Origin of the sequence: Lysobacter sp. CCNWLW3 (genome assembly GCF_036697405.1) — a bacterium.
Lineage (GTDB): Bacteria > Pseudomonadota > Gammaproteobacteria > Xanthomonadales > Xanthomonadaceae > Lysobacter.
Genome location: NZ_JBAHWA010000014.1, coordinates 74,401 through 91,228, shown reverse-complemented (window position 1 = coordinate 91,228; position 16,828 = coordinate 74,401). Strand labels below are relative to the sequence as shown.

13 protein-coding genes are annotated in these 16,828 nt (G+C 70.4%); 6 read left to right on the top strand and 7 right to left on the bottom strand.

The features are described from left to right. Positions 1-449: 449 nt before the first annotated feature. The 3 genes from V1318_RS17650 to V1318_RS17640 form a co-directional block, all read right to left on the bottom strand. Entirely contained in the window at positions 450-1,061 is a 612-nt protein-coding gene (locus V1318_RS17650) for a hypothetical protein (protein WP_332941054.1), read from the bottom strand. A gap of 138 nt (positions 1,062-1,199) precedes the next feature. Beyond that, positions 1,200-1,646: an excalibur calcium-binding domain-containing protein gene (locus V1318_RS17645; protein ID WP_332941050.1), complete on the bottom strand. Its 447-nt coding sequence runs from the start codon at positions 1,644-1,646 to the stop codon at positions 1,200-1,202. 139 nt (positions 1,647-1,785) lie between these two features. Further along, complete coding sequence (locus V1318_RS17640; protein WP_332941049.1) at positions 1,786-8,460, bottom strand: putative Ig domain-containing protein; 6,675 nt, start codon at positions 8,458-8,460, stop codon at positions 1,786-1,788. 292 nt (positions 8,461-8,752) lie between these two features. Between V1318_RS17640 and V1318_RS17635 the strand changes: the two genes are divergently transcribed. From V1318_RS17635 to V1318_RS17620, 4 genes are read left to right on the top strand one after another with little or no spacing between them, the layout of a single operon-like run. Continuing rightward, positions 8,753-9,277 carry a tail fiber protein gene (locus V1318_RS17635; protein ID WP_332941048.1) on the top strand — a complete coding sequence of 175 codons (525 nt, stop codon included), beginning with the start codon at positions 8,753-8,755 and terminating at the stop codon, positions 9,275-9,277. Between the two features lie 30 nt (positions 9,278-9,307). Further along, positions 9,308-9,838, top strand: coding sequence for a tail fiber protein (locus V1318_RS17630; protein WP_332941047.1), 531 nt, complete (start codon positions 9,308-9,310; stop codon positions 9,836-9,838). 29 nt (positions 9,839-9,867) lie between these two features. Beyond that, on the top strand, positions 9,868-10,401 hold the full coding sequence (locus V1318_RS17625) for a tail fiber protein (protein WP_332941046.1): 534 nt from the start codon (positions 9,868-9,870) through the stop codon (positions 10,399-10,401). A 4-nt stretch (positions 10,402-10,405) separates the two neighbouring features. Continuing rightward, positions 10,406-10,969 carry a GNAT family N-acetyltransferase gene (locus V1318_RS17620; protein ID WP_332941045.1) on the top strand — a complete coding sequence of 188 codons (564 nt, stop codon included), beginning with the start codon at positions 10,406-10,408 and terminating at the stop codon, positions 10,967-10,969. Between the two features lie 189 nt (positions 10,970-11,158). Here V1318_RS17620 and V1318_RS17615 read toward each other — a convergent pair whose 3' ends face one another. From V1318_RS17615 to soxR, 3 genes are all read right to left on the bottom strand, one after another. Then, positions 11,159-11,455, bottom strand: coding sequence for a hypothetical protein (locus V1318_RS17615; protein WP_332941044.1), 297 nt, complete (start codon positions 11,453-11,455; stop codon positions 11,159-11,161). Between the two features lie 73 nt (positions 11,456-11,528). Next, positions 11,529-12,038, bottom strand: coding sequence for a DUF1993 domain-containing protein (locus V1318_RS17610; protein ID WP_332941043.1), 510 nt, complete (start codon positions 12,036-12,038; stop codon positions 11,529-11,531). Between the two features lie 311 nt (positions 12,039-12,349). Beyond that, the gene (soxR, locus tag V1318_RS17605; RefSeq protein WP_332941042.1) at positions 12,350-12,799 is read right to left on the bottom strand and encodes a redox-sensitive transcriptional activator SoxR; all 450 of its coding nucleotides are present in this window, start codon (positions 12,797-12,799) and stop codon (positions 12,350-12,352) included. A gap of 63 nt (positions 12,800-12,862) precedes the next feature. Here soxR and V1318_RS17600 point away from each other — a divergent pair, with 63 nt between their 5' ends. Together V1318_RS17600 and V1318_RS17595 are read left to right on the top strand one after the other, a co-directional pair. Further along, positions 12,863-13,909, top strand: coding sequence for an NADP-dependent oxidoreductase (locus tag V1318_RS17600; RefSeq protein ID WP_332941041.1), 1,047 nt, complete (start codon positions 12,863-12,865; stop codon positions 13,907-13,909). Beyond that, positions 13,906-15,336 carry an MFS transporter gene (locus V1318_RS17595; protein WP_332941040.1) on the top strand — a complete coding sequence of 477 codons (1,431 nt, stop codon included), beginning with the start codon at positions 13,906-13,908 and terminating at the stop codon, positions 15,334-15,336. Before V1318_RS17600 ends, V1318_RS17595 begins: the two co-directional genes overlap by 4 nt. Positions 15,337-15,506: 170 nt before the next feature. Here the strand turns inward: V1318_RS17595 and V1318_RS17590 are convergent, their stop codons facing one another. After that, positions 15,507-16,718: a glycosyltransferase gene (locus V1318_RS17590; RefSeq protein ID WP_332941039.1), complete on the bottom strand. Its 1,212-nt coding sequence runs from the start codon at positions 16,716-16,718 to the stop codon at positions 15,507-15,509. Positions 16,719-16,828 lie beyond the last annotated feature (110 nt).

Sequence of the window (16,828 nt, the reverse complement as noted above, 5' to 3'; positions counted from 1 at the left end):
CCATGCAGAGCAAGAGCAACAGCAAATCCATCCCAACCGCCTAGCTAGCGCAGTAGCCGGAGTTCGCGATCGCGGCTTACGCCGCTCCCACAGAAAGCCAGCCCGTTCGGAACCTGCGACGTGGCCGGAATTCGCGGTCGCGGCTTGCGCCGCTCCTACAGGGAGCTTGGCGAGAGAACGTAGCCCGCACGCGCAGCGGGCGGAAGCCGTTGACCTTCGTGCCAACCATGCAGAGCAAGGGCAACAGCAGATCCCCCAACCGCCCTGTCCGCGCAATAGCCGGAGCTCGCGATCGCGGCTTATGACCGAAGGAAATCCCCGTGGGACGCCGCTCCCACAGGAAACCAGCCCATTCGGAACCAGCGACGTGGCCGGAATTCGCGGTCGCGGCTCGCGCCGCTCCTACCCAAAGCCCGGACGCGAGTGGGGCCTGGCACCAAGCACCACCCTCAGCGTTTGGTCGTGATCGCCCGCCGCAGATTGTTGCGCGCCGCCGCGTCGTAGCGCTGGTGGTAGTAGTCGCTCAGATAGATGCGCTCGCGTTTGAGCAGCCCCTTGAGGAAACGGCGCCGATTGAGCCGGAACAAAGGCCCCGGCACATGCCCGCGGTACTCGGAGGCGATGCCGCGGTCGTAGGCGTCGAAGGCCTCCGGCGCGGCGGCGAGGATGGCCATGTCGCCGTCCAGGAACAGCGCCGCCTCCTCGTCGACCTCGCCCGCCGCGATCTGGCCATGGCGCGCGGTGAGGTCGATCAGCTCGACCACCCGGCGCACGTCGAGGCCGGCCGCGGGCAGGTAGCGCGCGATGTGCGCGGCCGCGAGTTCGGCCGAGCGCGCCTCGTTGTCGCGGCGTCCGGCCTGGTAGATCGCGTCGTGATACAGCACCGCCAGCGCCACCTCGGCCGGCTGTTTCCAGCCCGGCCCGGCCTCGACTTCGCCGTAATGGCGCAGCACTTCGCGCACGTGATCGAAGTTATGGTACGCCCGCGTCGGCGTGGCGTAGGCGGTTTCCAGCGCGGCCCATTGTTCGGGCGGCAGCGAGATCGGCAGGTCGACGGGCAGTTCGGGCGGCATTGGCGCGTGGGGGTTGAGCGGCGTACGCGCATCTTGGCACCGAACGCGTCGGCGGCGCGCGAATGCGCCTTGCGCCCCGCTGCGCAAACTGCATCGCTGCAAACTGCATCCCTCGCTGCGCCAGGCTCAACGCCCGCGATACGGCTCGCAGCCGATGCCGTCGTTGTCGCGGTCCAGGTGCGGGCCGTATCCGGGATCGCCGCGGCGCACCGGCGCGGCACCGGCGGCGCGGGCCTCGCTGCAGTTGCGGTAGGCGCCGAACGCCGACATCGCGGGTGCATAGCCACCCGCCATGGGTGCGCGTCGCTGCTTGCGCGGCGTCAGGTAATCGCGGATCGGCGCGCTCTTGCGCTCGGGCGCAGGTACGTACGGATTCGCGTAAGGCGTCCGGGCCGAACTCCTGCGCGGTGCGGCAGCCGCGCCGGTCGCGGGCGCCCCGCCGTGGCAGTGATAGCCGCCGTTGCGGCGGTCGTGGTGGCAGCCGTGGCGGTCCAGGCCGCCGCCGTGCGCGGATGCCGGCGGCGCTTGCAGCGCCGTCAGCATCATCGCGTAGCAGGCCCAGCGCCAGCGCATGCGCTCCTCCCTTGCCGCGCCCCTTGCCCGTTCGGGTCGGAGGCGCCGGATTAAAAGTGCCGGCGCGGCGTTCACGGTGACGCCGCGCCGGCGTTCCTGAGAACAGGCGGATGCGGTGTCGCCGCACCCGCCGGCTCGATCAGTACTTCTTCTCCAGATTCAGCAGGACGCCATGATCGGTATCGTCGTCGCTGCCGAACAGACCGCGGTACTCGAAGCGCAGGGTGAAGTCGCGCTCGGTGTGCAGGATCGCCCCCAGGCCGAACACGAACCGGTTGCGCTCCAGCCCTTCGATCTCGGCCCGGTAGAACGGGCCGGACAGCAGGTCGGCGTAGTTCATGGTGACCGCACTGTCGTCCTGGAAGTCGTGCTGGTACTCGAAGCGCAGCTGCGGCGAGAAGGTGCCGAAGCTGACCGGGATGCGGTAGTCGAGCCGCAGGCCGAGGCTGGCCGTGGTCGTGTCGACGTCCTGATCCTGGTAACGCAGCGCATACACCGCGTCGCCCTGCTCGGTATACCCGTCCAGACGCGCGCGCGCGATATCGACGCGGGCGTAGGGCGAGATGTGCAGGCGGTCGCGCTGATAGTCGCCGCCGGCCGAGAACGAGGCGAACCACTGCTTGCCGTCGCGCTCGCCGCGCACGCGGCCGCCGTTGGCGGTCACGTAGCGGCGCGAATCGAACGACAGCCACTGGTAGCCGAGCAGACCGTCGAGGAAGAAGGTCTCGCCCGGGTGGTAGCTGCCGTACAGCGCGAGGGTGTAGCTCTTGGCGTCGCTGCGGGTGCCGTTGCGGCCGACATCGGTGTTGTCGCGGCCGTAGCCGATACCGCCGCCGATCGCGAAGGCGTCGCTGACGCGGGTGTCGACGCCGGCGCTGATGCCGGTGGTTTCGAAGTCGAAACCGGCGCTGCCCGAGCGGCTGTCGCGGTCGCCGCTGTTGAGCGCGCCACCGGTCCAGATCGTGAACGAACCGGCGTCGCCGCCGCCCGGCGCCGCGGCCGCGGCTTCGACCGGAGCCGCCTCGTCGCGGGTCGCGACCTGACGGCAGTCGCTGCCCGGCGTGCGGCGCACGTCGTCGCTGCAACGGCGGTCCACGCCGAAGCTGATCCCGTTCTTGAAGCGGGCGCCGTCGCCATCGCCGCCGTGCATGCCTTCCATGCGCTGCTGGAAGTTGCCGATCTGCGAGTTGGCGAAGCGGCGCGCGGCCGAGGTCTGGGCGCCGAGCAGGCCCATGACTTCCGCGTCCTGGGTCGGATCCGGGCGTGCCGCGACGTCGATGTCGATGGTCGCCGGGGCCGAGGTCGCGAACGCGTTAGCCAGGGTGAAGGTGACCGTGGCCGTGCCCGAGAACGCGGCGTTCGGTGTGTAGGTCAGGCGGTAGCTCGCGCTGGCGCCGCTGCCGACCTGGGCGATGCTCGCGGTGCCGGAGGATGCCGGCGACAGCGAGACCAGGGTGGCGGCGGTGAACGGACCACCGGTGGCGCCTGCGGTCAGGTCGACCACGACCGGCGTGCCGGCGATGGCGCTGACTCGGCGCGACACCGCGACCGGCACCGGATTGACGGTGATGGTCGCCGTCAACGGCGCCGACGGACCGAAGGCGTTGTTGAGCGTGTAGCCGATGGTGACCGTGCCCGACGCGCTGGCCGGCGGCGTGTAGACGATGTTGGTGCCGGCGACCACCGCCGTGCCCACGCTGGGGGCGGTGAGGATGGTCACGCCGGTGTAGGGACTGCCGCTGGCGCCGACTGTGGTGTCGATGGTGACCGGCTGGCCGGCCAAGGTGGTGGCGGTCTGCGCCTGGCCCACCGGCACCGGCAACGGCGTCACCGTGATCGCCACCGTGGCCGGAGCCGAAGTGCCGCCCGGGCCGATCGCGGTGTAGGTCAGCGTATCCGGACCGAAGTACGCGGTGGCCGGGGTGTAGACGACGTTGAGGCCGCTGACTGTCGCGGTGCCGTGCGCGGGCGGCGTGGCGATCGCGATGGAGGTGATCACGCCGGTGTCGTTGCCGGTGACGTTGATGGTGACCGGCTGCTGCGCCAGGGTGCTGGCGGTGTCGTTGTTCGCCACCGGCACGGCGTCGGCGATCACGATGGTGTAGTTCACCGTGGTGTTGTAGCCGGCGTCGTCGGTGGAGCGGATCGCCGCGGTGTAGCTGCCGGCGGTGGTCGGGGTGCCGCTGAACACGCCGGCCGAGCTGAAGGACAGCCCGATCGGCAGGTTGCCCGAGGCGATGGAGTAGCTGTACGGCGCGATGCCGCCGCTGCTGCTCAGGCTCTGCGAGTAGGCCACGCCGACCGTGCCGCCGGGCAGGCTCGCCGGGGCGATCACCACCGTCGCCGGGGCGATGGTGAAGGTGTACACGCGGCTGGCGTTCTGGCCGTTGTTGTCGGTCGAGCGCACGGTCAGGCTGAAGTTGCCGTCCGAACGCGGGATGCCGGACAACAGACCGGCCGAGCTGAAGCTCATGCCGATCGGCAATGCGCCGCTGAGCAGCGAGTAGCTGTACGGCGCGACGCCGCCGGTGGAGCTGAGCTGGGCGCTGTAGGCGACCGCCGCGGTGCCGTTGGGCAGGCTGGGCGGATCGATCGTGATGGCCGGGGTGGCGACCACGATGGTGTAGTTCTGCTGCAGCGAGAACGGCGCGCCGGCACCGGTGCTGGCATCGGTGACACGAACGGTCATGTTGTAGTTGCCCGGCACGGTCGGGGTACCGCTGAGCACGCCGGCCGAACTGAAGCTCACGCCGACCGGCAGGCTGCCGGCGGCCAGCGAGAAGCTGTACGGACCGGTGCCGCCGCTGGCGGCGAAGTTGATGGTGGTGGCGACGCCGTAGTTCATCGGCAGATTGCCGGCGGCCGGGGTCATGCTCAGGGTCGGCGCACCAACCGTGAGGGTGAAGATCTGACCGGTGGTGAACGGACCGTTGCCGGTGCTGGAGTCGGTCGCGCTGGCGTTGAGCGAGAACGAGCCCGCCGCGGTCGGCGTGCCGGAGACGGTGACGCTGTTGGCGGTGGTGCCGGTCACGCTCAGGCCCGCCGGCAAGCCGGCGACGCCGAAGCCGCTGTAGGGCGCGGTGCCGCCGCTCCAGGTGAAGGTCTGGCTGTAGGCGGCGCCGACCTGCGCGGTCAGCGGACCGCTCGCGGTCACGGCGATGATCGGATTGGAGACCGCGATCGTCACCGTGGCTGGCGCCGAAGTACCGGCACCGTTGCTCGCGGTGTAGGTGAAGCTGTCCGGACCGGCGTAGCCGGCGGTGGGGGTGTAGCTGATCGTGGTGCCGCTGGCCGTCGCGGTGCCGTGCGTGGGCGCGCCGACGACCGCCACCGAGGACGGAATGCCGCCGGTGACGTTCAGCGTGATCGGATTGGCGCTGCTGCCGTAGGCGACCGTGGCCGAGACCGCATTGGCCACCGGCACGATGTCGTCGACCTGCAGGCTGTAGCTCTGCGGCGCGGACGTGTACGGGCCGCTGCCGGTGCTGCTGTCGGTCGCGGTGACGGAGAAGCTGAAGCTGCCCGGCGCGGTCGGCGTGCCGCTGACGACGCCGGCGCTGCTGAGCGCGATGCCCGGAGGCAGCGCGCCGCCGCTGAGCGCGTAGGTGTACGGCGAGGTGCCGCCGCTGGCGCCGTTGAGGGTGGCGCTGTAGGCGACGGTGCGGGTCGCGTCGGCCAGCGTGGTCGGCGGCAGGGTCACGGTCGCGGCCGTGACCAACACCGTGTACGAGTTCGAACCGGTGTACGGACCGCTGCCGGTGCTGCTGTCGGTCGCGGTGACGGTGAAGTTGAAAGTACCGCCCGCCGTCGGCGTGCCGCTGAGGCTGCCGTTGCTGGCCAGGCTCAGCCCGGCCGGCAAGGCGCCGGCGGTGACCGCGAAGCTGTAGCCCGCGGTGCCGCCCGATGCGGTCAGGGTCTGGCTGTAGGCCTGGGCGACGCCGCCGTTGGGCAAGGTCGCCGGTGCCACGCTGACGGTCGCCGCGCTCACGCTCAGGCTGTAGGCGCGCGAACCGGTCTGCCCGTGGTTGTCGGTGGCGGTGACGGTGAAGTTGAAGGTGCCGCCCGCGGTCGGCGTGCCGCTGAGGCTGCCGGTGGAGCTCAGCGCGATACCGGCCGGCAAGGCGCCGGCGGTCACCGCGTAGCTGTACGGCGCGATGCCGCCGCTGGCGCTCAGCGCCTCGCTGTAGGCCGTCGCGACCTGCGCGCCGGACACGGTGGCCGGCGCGACGACGATGGTCGGCGCGGCCACCTGCAGCACGTAGTTCTGGGTACGCGCGAACGGTGCGCCCGCGCCGGTGGAGCTGTCGGTCGCGCGCACCGAGAAAGTGAACAGACCGGTGACCGTCGGCGTGCCCGACAACACGCCGGTATTGGCGTCCAGGCTCAGTCCGGCCGGCAAGGCGCCCGCCGACACCGCATAGGTGTAGGCCGGCGTGCCGCCGCTGGCGACGAAGGTCTGGCTATAGGCCGTGCCGTAGGTCGCGCTCAGGGTGCCGGCCGCCGGCGTCATGCTCAGCGTCGGCGCGCTCACCGTCAGGGTGAAGGCCTGGCCGATGGTGAACGGACCGTTGCCGGTGCTGGAGTCGGTCGCGCTGGCGTTGAGCGAGAACGAGCCCGCCGCGGTCGGCGTGCCGGAGACGGTCACGCTGTTGGCGGTGGTGCCGGTAATGAGCAGGCCCGGCGGCATGCCGGTGACGCTGTAACCGGCGAACGGCTGGGTGCCGCCGTTCCAGCTGAAGGTCTGGGTATAGGCGACGCCGACCTGCGCGGTCAGCGGACCGCCCGCGGTCACGGTGATGGTCGGATTGGAGACCGTGATCGTCACCGTGGCCGGCGCCGACGTGCCGGCGCCGTTGCTCGCGGTGTAGGTGAAGCTGTCCGGACCGGCGTAACCGGCGGTTGGCTGGTAGGTGATCGACGTGCCGCTGGCGATCGCGGTGCCGTTGCTGGGCGCCGTGCCGATCGCGACCGAGGTCGGAACCCCGCCGGTGATGTTCAGCGTGATCGGATTGGCGCCGCTGTTGTAGGCGACCGTCGCCGACACCGCATTGGCCACCGGCGGAATGTTGATGATCTGCAGCGTGTAGGCGTTCGAGCCCGTGTACGGGCCGTTGCCGGTGCTGGAGTCGGTCGCGGTGACGGTGAAGTTGAAGCTGCCCGATGCGGTGGGCGTGCCCGACAGCGCGCCGGCGCTGCTCAGGCTCAGGCCCGCGGGCAAGGCGCCGGCGGTGACCGCATAGGTGTACGGCGAAGTGCCGCCGCTGGCCGGGTTGAGCGTGGCGCTGTAGGCCAGGCCCTGGGTGCCGTTGGCCAGCGTGGTCGGCGGCAGGGTGACGGTCGCCGGAGCGATCACCAGACTGTAGGCGCGCGAACCGGTGTGCGGCGCGCCGGTGCCGGTGCTGCTGCCGGTGGCGGTGACGGTGAAGTTGAAAGTGCCGCCCGCGGTCGGCGTACCGCTCAGGCTGCCCGTGGAGCTCAGGCTCAGGCCCGCAGGCAACGCGCCAGCGGTGATCGCATAGCTGTACGGCGCGATGCCGCCACTGGCGGTGATCGCCTGGCTGTAGGCCGCCGCGACCGTGCCGTTGCTCAAGGTGGTCGGCGCGATGGCGATGGTCGGAGGCGCCACGATCAGCGAGTAGGCGCGCGTGCCGGAGAAGCTGTCGGCGTCGGTCGCGCGCACCGTGAAGTTGAAGGTGCCCGCCGCGGTCGGCGTGCCGGTCAAGGCGCCGCTGGTGGTGTTGAGACTGAGGCCGGCCGGCAAGGCGCCGGCGCTGATCGCGAAGGTGTACGGCGCGGTGCCGCCGCTGCCGGTGAAGGTCTGGCTGTAGGCGGCGCCGACGGTCGCGCCCGGGATGGTGGCCGGGTTGACCACGATGGTCGGCGGCACGACCACCGTCAGGGTGACCGTCTCGACTTCGAAATAGGTGCCCGGGCCGGTGCTGGCATCGGTGACGCGGATGCCGAAGGTGAAGGTGCCCAGGGTGGTCGGCGTACCGCTGAGGGTCGCGCCGCTCAGGCTCAGGCCGGGCGGCAGCGGGCCGGATACCACTTCGTGCGAATAACTATGCGGGGCGACGCCGCCGGTGGTGCTGAAGGTCACCGAATACGGCAAGCCCTGGGCCGCGTTCGGCGGCGTGGTCGGCGCGATCTGCAGGCTCGGGTTGGCGACGTTCGGCGTGTAGGTCTTTACGCCGCTGACGCTGCCGGAATCGGTGGCGCGGATCGAGAAGGCGGTCGCGCCGCGCTGGGTCGGCGTGCCGCTGAGCACGCCGGCGCCGGTCAGGCTGAGACCGACCGGCAGCGTGCCGCTGTCGAGCGTGTAGGTGTAGGGCGCCGTACCGCCGGTGGCGGTCAGGGTTGCGCTGAAGGGGACGCCGGCGGTCAGGCTGATGGTGGCCGGGCCGATCACGATGGTCGAGGCCGGGCCGATCGCGACGGTGACGGTGATGTCGCCGCCCAGATCGTCCTGGATCACGAAGGTGTCGGTGGTGGCGCTGTCGCCGTTGTGGGCGTAGGTCAGCGGCAGGTTGCTGCCGCTCTGCACGCCGACCGTGCGGGTGCCGTGCGGCGTGGCCGCCGTGCCGGCGGTGATGCCGAAGCCGCCGTGGCAGTGATTGATATTGATGGTCTGCGAGCCGCTATGGGCGACCGACATGCTCAAGGTCGGGCAGAACGTGGACGGTGCGGCCGTCGCCATCTGCGGCCACAGGCTGGCTAGACACAGCAGCGCTGTCGCGAGCCACGAGAACCAGGAAAAGAAGGCGTGCGAATGCGCACGCGGCGTCTCCACGCTATGCGCTGAAAACTGATGCATGTTCTGCCCCTGTTGGCGCCGCACGAGCTCGATCGGCCGCTGGCTGTCGAACCGTCCGGCGAGACTCGAATCCCTGTCCGCGGACATCGGGCTCACGCCCGAGCCGCACCCCTTGCGAACTGCTCGCCACCATTCAAGCAGGAATTCATCCGCAAATAAAGTGCCATCCAGTTCACATATTTTTTGCTGCACTGCCACAAAAAATTAGCTTGTACGGCGTACGGACTGTGAGCGAGAGTAGCCAGCGCACCGGACATGACGTCCCGTGCCACCATCCTTTGGGGGGAAAGGTATGACCGAAGTATTCCTCGGGCAGATCATGCTCACGGGGTTCCAGTTCGCGCCCAAGGGCTTTGCCCTGTGCAACGGGCAGCTGCTGCCGATCGCCCAGAACCAAGCGCTGTTTTCCTTGCTCGGCACGACCTACGGCGGAAATGGCACCACCACCTTCCAGCTGCCCAATATGCAATCGCGCACGCCGGTCGGCTTCGGCAACTCGGTCGACGGCGGCTGGAACCCCACCGCCTATCAGTTGGGCGAGACCGGCGGCGTCGAGAACGTGACCCTGCTGCAGACGCAGATGCCCGGCCACAATCATCTGGTCAATGGCACCAGCGCCACCGGCGCTATCCGTAACCCGACCAATGGCCTGTACGGCACCAACAGCGCCTCGATCTTCGGCCCCTCCAACGGCGCCCTGGTGCCGCTGCAAGGCATGGGGATGGCGGGCGGCACTCAGCCCCACGCGAACATACAGCCGTACACCGTGATCAATTTCGTGATCGCGCTGGTCGGCATCTACCCCTCGCGCAACTGAGCCTCCGGCCAACCTTTACAGGAGTTTCCTATGAGCACCCCTTACGTCGGAGAAATCCGCATGTTCGGCTTCGGGCGCGCACCGAACGGTTGGTTCCTCTGCGACGGTTCGCTGCAACCCATATCCGAGTACGAAGTGCTGTACACCCTGATCGGCACCATCTACGGCGGCGACGGCCAGAGCACCTTCGCCGTGCCCGACCTGCGCGGCCGCGTGCCGGTGCACCAAGGCACCGGCCTCGGCCTGAGCAACTACGTCATCGGCCAGATGAGCGGTACCGAGAGCGTCACCCTGACCCAGGGCCAGCTGCCGCAGCACAACCACCCGTTGATGGCGACCACCGCCGCGTCCACCACCGGCACCGTCGGCAATGCCGTGGTGCCCGCCACGGTCGCCGGCGACACCATGTACGTCACCAACATCACCGATGCGGTCGCGGCCGTCATGTCTCCCCTCGCGACCACGGCGATCGGCGGCAACCAGCCGCACGACAACCTGATGCCGACCCTCGCGGTGCAGTACTGCATCGCCTGGGCGGGCATCTTCCCGTCGCAGAGCTGAGCCGCGGCCACAGAATCGAGGACATCATCATGACCGAACCTTTCATCGGCGAGATCCAGCTGTTCGGATTCAACTTCGCCCCGCGCGGCTGGGCCTCCTGCAACGGCGCCACCTTGGCCATCCAGCAAAACACCGCGCTGTTCTCGCTGCTGGGCACCCAATACGGCGGCAACGGCCAGACCACGTTCCAGCTGCCCAACTTCGCCAACCGCGCCGGCTGCAGCCAGGGCCCGGGGCCGGGCCTCACCCCGCGCGACATGGGCGAGGTATTCGGCTCCAACTCCGTGACCCTGACCCAGTCCACCATGCCCACGCACAGCCACAGCCTGACCCTGTACAACCAGTCGGACGCCAGCAAGCGCACCAACACGCCCGCCGCCGGCAACTATCTGGGCGTGCCGACCGCCAGCAACCCCTTCGTCGCCAACCCCACCGCCAACGCTCAGTTCGCGCCCAACATGTGCGGCCCGACCGGCGGCGGCCAGCCGCACGAGAACCGCCAGCCCTATCTGGCGTCGAACTTCTGCATCGCGCTGCAAGGCATCTTCCCCAGCTTCCCCTGAGGCCATGCAGGCGCCGTCGCAACCGCTGCCGTTTCCATGCAGCGACGATCCGCAGGGCCGCGACGGCCGCCTGGCGATACCCGCGCTCCTGAGCGAGCGCGGGTTCGCACTGCGGCCCGCGCGCGACGACGACCTGCCCTGGCTGCGCACGCTCTACGCCAGCACCCGCGCCGAAGAGCTCGCCCCCGTTCCCTGGCCCGACGAGGCCAAGCGCGCCTTCCTCGACAGCCAGTTCGCGCTTCAGCACCAGCACTATCTGCTGCATTACGCCGACGCCGACTTCCTCGCCATCGAACGCGACGGCGCGCCGATGGGCCGCTATTACCTGCAACGGCGCGCGCCCGACCACCTGATCGTCGACATCAGCCTGCTGCCCGCCGCGCGCGGCCAGGGCGTGGCCAGCGCCCTGATCGAACACAGCCAACGCGACGCCGCCGCGCTCGGTCGCGGCCTGCAACTGCATGTGGCGTCCGACAACCTCGCCGCCCAGCGCCTGTATCAGCGCCTGGGTTTCGCCCTGGTCGACGCCAACGGCGCCCATCAACGCATGCGCTGGACGGCCGCATAACGCGACCCGCTTCGGCTTGGCGTAGGAGCGGCGTAAGCCGCGACCGCGACATCGCCCCCGCACCGCCCGCGCCAGCCCGGCGTTCCGTGGGAGCGGCGTAAGCCGCGATTCGTCGAACCGGTGGTCGGTGGCGCCAGGGTGTGCGGCGGCGCTATCGCGGCTTACGCCGCTCCCACAGGAAGCCGGAACTCAGTTGAAAATGGCCTGGTACAAGAAGCCCTCGCGCTCGCGCGCGACCGGCACCAGCAGGATCCCGATTTCGCCCACGCTGTCGTGGCGCATCAGATAGGTCTGCTGCGGAAACAGAAACGAGGAGGTATTGCGGAACAGCAGCGAGAACGGCGCGCGTGCCGCCCCCGGCATGACCTGGTGGCTCTCCAGCGCCCGCGCCTCGACCAGGACGAACGGCACTTCGCCGTCGTTCAAGGCCGCCGAGAACGTCTCGTTCACGTGGCGGGCGAAATGATCCAGCGTCAACAGTTCCATGCGGGTTCCCCGAAAACCTGGGAACCATGGTCGCCGCGCCGCGCGCGCGATGCAAGCGCGCGGCGCGCGCGGCTCAGTACTGGCCCATGTAGTCGCGCTTACCGACCTCGACGCCGTTGTGGCGCAGGATCGCGTAGGCGGTCACGACGTGGAACTGGAACTGCGGCAGGCCGTAATGCAACAGGTAATCGTGGCCGATGAACCGGCGCTCCTTGGGCGTGCCCGGGCGCAGCACCACCTCGCGCTCGTGGGCGCCCTCGAACAGCACCGGCTCCAGGCTGTCGATGAAGGCCGTGGTCTTGGCGACCAGCGCCTGCAGCTGTTCGAACGTGCGCTCGGAGTCGTCGTACACCGGCACTTCCGCATCGGCCAGGCGCGCGCTCACGCCCTTGGCGAAGTCGCAGGCGATCTGCACCTGGCGCAGCAGCGGAAACATGTCCGGATACAGGCGCGACTGCAACAGCACCTCGGGATCGACCTTCTTCTCGGCCGCGTAGGCCTGGGCCTTGTCCAGCAGCGCGCTGAGGCTGCCGAGGAACTGCTTGAATACGGGAACGGACGCGGCGTGCATGGAAACGGTCATGGCGGGGCTCGTGGGGTGAAGCGGGCATGGTACGACGCCGCGGCCCGCCGGCCACGCGCGCATCGATGGATCGATGCGTCCTGCGGGCGGCGGCGTATGGGTTGACCAGGTCTTCGGCGGATGTCCGCCGAGCCGCGTGCCTGTCGGCTTGCCGGCCCGGCTCTTGTCGGTCTGCCTGCCCGGGCTATTGCGCGTCGGCCTGGGTCGGTTCGTGGTGAGCCGGTCGAACCGCGAGCGGATCGCTTGCGCGGCGGTGCGAAAAGCAAATCCCCCTCAATCCTCCTTTTTCAAAGGGGGAAGGCGAGCGCGCCCTACTCCGCGCCATGTTCCCAACGCTGCGCGCCCTGCCCGTCCTCGGCCAGCACGTCGCCCGGGTTGGCCAGGCGGCAGCGATCGATCGACAGGCAGCCGCAGCCGATGCAATCGTCCAGGGTGTCGCGCATCTGGCTCAGCTTCTGGATGCGCTCGTCCAGCTCCTGGCGCCAGGTCGCCGACAGCCGCTCCCAGTCCTTGCGCGTGGGCGTGCGCCCGTCGGGCAGGGTCGAGAACGCCTCCAGGATCGTCGCCAGCGGCATGCCCACACGCTGGGCGACGCGGATGATCGCGATCCGGCGCAGCATGTCGCGCCCGTAGCGGCGCTGGTTGCCGGCCGTGCGCTGGCTGTGGATCAGGCCCTTGGCTTCGTAGAAATGCAGCGTCGACACCGCCACCCCGCTACGCTGCGCCATTTGCCCCACGCTCAGTTCGGTAGTCGCGCGCACGCGCTTGACCTCAAGTTAAGTTTAGGTCCTATCCTGCGCGTCCCCACTCTTTCCGGTCAAGCCATGGACAACCGCCACGCGCGCGAAGACGACCTCGAACGTTCCAGCGACCGCCTCGATCGCGATGCCGATCTCGCACTGGACGACGGCGACGAAGGCCTGATGCAGGCGGTGCATTTCGATCGTTACGGCAGCCCCGACGTGCTCTACCCGACCGTGCTGCCGGTGCCCGAGGCCGCACCGGGCGAACTGCGCGTGCGCCTGCGCGCCGCCGGCGTGCAGCCGGCCGATATCGCGCGCCGCAACGGCGAGTTCGCGCGCCGCGGCATCGACGCCGACGCCGCCTTCCCGCAACGTCTGGGCTACGAATTCGCCGGCATCGTCGACCAGATCGGCGACGACGTGCGCGGTTACTACCACGGCCAGGAAGTGCTGGGCTGGTGCGACGGCGGTGCCTACGCCGAAGCCGTCGCCGTGCCCGCCGCCCAGGTCGTGGCCAAGCCGGCGATGATGTCCTGGGCGGTGGCCGGCGCCTTCTCCGCCTCGGGACAGACCGCGCAGGTCGCCCTGCGCGCCTTGAACGTCGGCCGCGGCGACACCCTGCTGGTGCATGGCGCGGCCGGCGGCGTCGGCTCGATCGCGGTCCAGCTCGCGCGCCTGGCCGGCGCGCGCGTGATCGGCAGCGCCAGCCGCGAGAACCATGCTTATCTGCGCGCGCTCGGCGTCGAGCCGGTGCTGTACGGCGAAGGCCTGGTCGCGCGCGTGCGCGAACTCGCGCCGCAGGGCGTGAACGTGGCCCTGGATGCGGCCGGACGCGGCGCCATCGCCGCCTCGCTGGCGCTGGGCGCCCGCCCTGAGCGCATCGGCAGTCTGGTCGACATCGAGGGTGCGCGCGAACACGGCGTGCTGCGCCTGCGCGGCGAATGCGACCGCGACCGCCTGCGCCAGCTGGTCGAGCTGTACGAGCACGGCCGCCTGCACGTGCACGTGCGCGAGATCTACCCGCTCGCGCACGCGGCGGTCGCGCACCGCGACGTCGAGACCGGTCACGGCCGCGGCAAGGTGGTGCTGATGGTCTATCAGACCGGCGACAGCGGATTCGGGCCGTGACCGACGCGCGCGACAGCGGCTACGACGCCGGCGCGGCGGCCGACACGATCGCGCCTTTGGTCGCGGGCGCGCACGAGCGCGCGCCGACCGCGGCCGGTCTGTTCGATCGCCGCTACCGCGCCCTCACCATCGGCACCGTCGCCCTGGTCGCGCTGGCGGCCTTCGAAGCACTGGCCGTCGCCACCGCGATGCCGACCGTGGCCCAGGCCCTGAACGGCCTGCCGCTGTACGCGCTCGCGTTCGGCGGCGCCATGGCCGCCAGCGTGGTCGGCATGGTCGCGGCCGGACGCTGGGCCGACACCCGCGGCCCGGCGGCGCCGCTGCGCCAGGGCATCGTCTGGTTCGCGGTCGGTCTGTTGCTGGCCGGGCTCGCGCCGTCGATGGCCTGGCTGCTGTTGGGCCGCGTGGTGCAAGGCTTCGGCGGCGGCCTGATGTCGGTCGCGCTGTACGTCGTGGTCGGCCGCAAGTATCCGCAGGCCCTGCGCCCGCGCATCTTCGCCGCGTTCGCCGCGGCCTGGGTGGTGCCGGCGGTGATCGGCCCGGCGGTCAGCGGCGCCATCGTCGAACATCTGGGCTGGCGCTGGGTGTTCCTGTCGGTGCCGCTGATCGCATTCGCGGCCGCGGCCCTGGTGCTGCCGGCCGTGCGCGATCTGGGCGCGCCCGCTCACGCCGATCGCAGCGACGGCGCCGCGCCCGCGCGCATGCCCTGGGCGATCGGCGCCGCCGGCAGCGCTCTGCTGCTGCATCTCGCCGGCCAGCAGCGCGGCGCGCCGGCGTTCGCTCTGCTGGCGCTGGCCGCGATCGGCCTGGTGGTGTGCGCGCTGCGCCTGTTGCCGGCCGGCACCCTGCGCGCGGCGCGCGGCCTGCCGACGGTGATCGCCTTGCGCGGCATCGCCTCGGCCGCGTTCTTCGGCACCGAGGTGTTCCTGCCGCTGCTGCTTTCGCACGAACGCGGCTGGTCGCCGACCGCGGCGGGACTGGCGCTCACGGTCGGCGCGATCGGCTGGTCGACCGGCTCGTGGTATCGCGGCCGCCCGCTGCAGCGCTACGCACCGGCGCGCCTGCTGCAGGCCGGCATGAGCCTGATCGCGATCGGCATCGCCGCCATCGTCGCGATCCTGGCGCCGGCGGTCCCCACCGTGGTGGGCGTGCTGGGATGGGTGCTGGCGGGCCTGGGCATGGGCGTGATCTTCCCCAGCCTGTCGGTGCTGACCCTGGAACTGTCGCCGCCTTCGCAGCAGGGCCTCAACACCTCCGCGCTGCAACTGGGCGACGCCTTGTTCACCGCCAGCGTGCTCGCCATCGGCGGCTCGCTGTTCGCCGCGCTGCTGCCGCACGGTCACGCCGGCGCCTATCTGGCCGGTTTCGCGCTCTCGCTGATGCTGGCGGTGCTCGGCGCCCTCCTCGCACGCCGGGTGCAGCCCTAGGCTGCGGCGATAACCGCGTCGACCCGGCTCCAATCCCTCGGTGGCGACGATGCGGTGCGCCTATGGCTTGCCGCATCCTGCGATCGCGGCCGGGGGATGCGGTGGTAACCGTATCAACGTGGCCCCAGCCGCTCGCGCCGCCACGATGCGGCGCGCCTGCTTATCGCATCCTACGGACTCGCCTCCGCCGCCAACGCCATCGCGACGGCGCGGCTGCGCGCGAGGCGCTCGTACAAGGCGACCACCTGTTCCATCAGGCCGTCGGTGCTCCAGGCGCGCGCATCCAGCGGCCCCGCCGCCGACAAGGCCGCGCGCGTCTGGGGCGAGCGCAGCACGCTGGCGACATGCTCTGCGAACGCGGCCTCGTCCTCGGCGCTGATCACCGCGCTGCGCACGTCGCGCAGGACCGTGGCCGTGCCCATCACCGCGGTGGATACGATCGGTACGCCCAGGGCCATGGCCTCGATCAGGACCAGGCCCTGGGTCTCGGTCGGCGAGGCGAACACGAATACGTCGCCCGCGCGGTAGGCGTCGAGCAAGGTGGTGCGGCGATCCAGGTTGCCGAAGAAGCGCACGTGGTCGTGCAGCTTCAGTTCCGCGGTCAGGCGCTTGAGGCGTTCGGCATCCGGGCCCTCGCCGGCGATCAGGAACAGCAGTTGCGGAAATTCCTCGACCAGGCGCCGCGCCACCCGCAGCAGGAAGGCGATGTTCTTCTCGACCGCGAGCCGGCTGACCGTCACCAGGGTCGGCCGCTGCGGCGCGATCCCGTGATCGGCGCGGAAGCGCGCGCCATCGCCGCGCGCGAACTCGCTCAGGTCGATGCCGGTCGGCAGCACCGTCGACGGCGTGGTGATGCCGTAGCGGTCCAGCACCTCCACCATCTGCGCGGTCGGCACGATCAGGTGATCGACGCCGTGGCACAGCGAGCGCGAGGCGCGGCGCGCGAACGCGCGCAGCAGCGGCGCCGGCAGCCACGGCAGGTAGTGGCCGACGTACTCCTCGAAATAGGTGTGATAGGTCTCCACCGTCGGCCGGCCGATCCGCCGCGCCAGCCGCACGCCCAGGCTGTGGGCGCGGAACGGGGTGTGGATGTGGATCACGTCCCAGTCGCGCGCGGCCAGCCGCGCCTCCACTTCGCGCAGCGCCGAGGCGCGGATCAGACGGTCCTCGGGATCGAAGAAGATCACCCGCGACGGCAGCCGCAGGATCTCGAACTCGCCGTGGCCGTCGTGCTGCTCCTGGCCGCTGGCGGGGCCGTAGTCCGGCGCCACCAGAGTCACCGCGTGCCCCATGCGCGCCAGCGACTGGGCGAAAGTGCGGATCGACGTCGAGACGCCGTTGACCCGCGGGAAATACACGTCGGACAGCATCAGGATGTTCATGGCCTCCAGACTATGGCGGCGTGATGACGGATTTATGGCGGCGGCCTGAACCGCCGTCGCGGGGCGTCTCCGGCGCGCGTTCCGCCGCCCATGCTGCAGCGCAGCTTGCC

What these genes read in the sequence shown, in the direction of transcription:
- V1318_RS17645 (WP_332941050.1), bottom strand. Translation starts at nt 1,646, where the DNA reads ATGCGCTGGCGCTGGGCCTGCTACGCGATGATGCTGACGGCGCTGCAA.
- V1318_RS17640 (WP_332941049.1), bottom strand. Translation starts at nt 8,460, where the DNA reads ATGCATCAGTTTTCAGCGCATAGCGTGGAGACGCCGCGTGCGCATTCG.
- V1318_RS17635 (WP_332941048.1), top strand. Translation starts at nt 8,753, where the DNA reads ATGACCGAAGTATTCCTCGGGCAGATCATGCTCACGGGGTTCCAGTTC.
- V1318_RS17630 (WP_332941047.1), top strand. Translation starts at nt 9,308, where the DNA reads ATGAGCACCCCTTACGTCGGAGAAATCCGCATGTTCGGCTTCGGGCGC.
- V1318_RS17625 (WP_332941046.1), top strand. Translation starts at nt 9,868, where the DNA reads ATGACCGAACCTTTCATCGGCGAGATCCAGCTGTTCGGATTCAACTTC.
- V1318_RS17620 (WP_332941045.1), top strand. Translation starts at nt 10,406, where the DNA reads ATGCAGGCGCCGTCGCAACCGCTGCCGTTTCCATGCAGCGACGATCCG.
- V1318_RS17615 (WP_332941044.1), bottom strand. Translation starts at nt 11,455, where the DNA reads ATGGAACTGTTGACGCTGGATCATTTCGCCCGCCACGTGAACGAGACG.
- V1318_RS17610 (WP_332941043.1), bottom strand. Translation starts at nt 12,038, where the DNA reads ATGACCGTTTCCATGCACGCCGCGTCCGTTCCCGTATTCAAGCAGTTC.
- V1318_RS17600 (WP_332941041.1), top strand. Translation starts at nt 12,863, where the DNA reads ATGGACAACCGCCACGCGCGCGAAGACGACCTCGAACGTTCCAGCGAC.
- V1318_RS17590 (WP_332941039.1), bottom strand. Translation starts at nt 16,718, where the DNA reads ATGAACATCCTGATGCTGTCCGACGTGTATTTCCCGCGGGTCAACGGC.